The organism is Microbacterium sp. Bi128 (assembly GCF_918698205.1).
Map to the genome: position 1 here is coordinate 1 of NZ_CAKKMM010001556.1, position 1,141 is coordinate 1,141.

General features: G+C 67.6%; 1 protein-coding gene and 1 pseudogene. Both read left to right on the forward strand.

The window, feature by feature from the left end; all coding sequences use genetic code 11:
• Positions 1-372 (forward strand): annotated as a pseudogene (locus LQV45_RS34510) (gfo/Idh/MocA family oxidoreductase); the annotation flags it as partial.
• A partial coding sequence (locus LQV45_RS34515; RefSeq protein WP_230012405.1) for a hypothetical protein occupies positions 369-1,141 on the forward strand: 773 nt, incomplete at its 3' end. The pseudogene LQV45_RS34510 and the gene LQV45_RS34515, both read left to right, overlap by 4 nt.

Sequence of the window (1,141 nt, forward strand, 5' to 3'; positions counted from 1 at the left end):
CCAGTCGGCTACCTTGTGGGGTATCGGGCCGGCGGAATCCTGGTCCAGTTGGCGCTTACCATGCTTCCGGAAGGACCGGATGCCCTCTGGAGGATGAATATCGCCACCTCCCACGACCGCATCGAGGTGAATTTCCCGCCCGCCTTTGTCCATGCCGGAAGCGCGGCCACCCGAGTGCGAAGCATGGACGGGCAGTGGACGGAGTACAGGCGGGATCCGGAAGACGGCTATATGGCTGAGTGGCGCCTGCTTGCCTCGCTCCTTGAAGGCGGGGTCCCGGTGGAGTACGACGAGCTGCTGGCTGACTCGCAGTTTGCAATCGACCTGGCCGATGCTGCCGCAGCGAAGGTTCTGGAAGGGGTGTCGCAATGAGTTCGGCAGATCCAGGGCTCGGCATCTTCACGGTGTTACCTTCCTATGTCGCGGCTGTCGCCGAGCTTTCCGTCAGTGCTGCACTCACCAGAGGCGTCAGCGGGGCGGTGGCTGTGGTGCCTGGATCCGGCGATTGGTGGCAGGGCATGCTGGACGCCCGGGCCAGGGGAGCGGCGGCCGTGGTGATTGCGGACCCTGCTGCGCTCCCGCAGAAAGGAATCGGAGCCTACCCGTGGCCCGGTGACATCCCGGTCATCGTTGAGCGTCCCCGGCTGCGCCCGGATGTGGTTGCCGATGCCCTCCGGGCCAGACGAGGCAGGCCGGCCCGGATCGTCACCGTCGAGTGCGCTGCCCCCGCGGCAGGCGTTGAAGCGGTAATCCGCGACGGCTTGGGCTGGGCCCGGTCACTGGTCGGGGGCCCGTTGACGCTCCAGGTGTGCAGTGCCACGGCGCAAGCCAGGATTGCCCTGCTGGATTCAGGGGGATCCGCGGGCGGGGCAATGCCCGTCACCCTGGGGGCGACGGCGGCAGCAGGCCTTCACGCCGACGGCCTGCTCCAGGTGCTGGCCCTCGGCGAGGTGCGAACCGAAGTCACCATTGACCAGCAGGCCGGGCTGACGCGGCTGGAGACGTCCACCGGGGACGGGACACTAAGGGCTCCGGAGCGCTATGAATCATCAGCCCGTCTGGCGCTGCGCCGGGCTATCGAGGCGCGGTCTTCCGGTCAGCCCGGAACGGACCTGGATGAGCTGCTCGAGGACATGTCCCT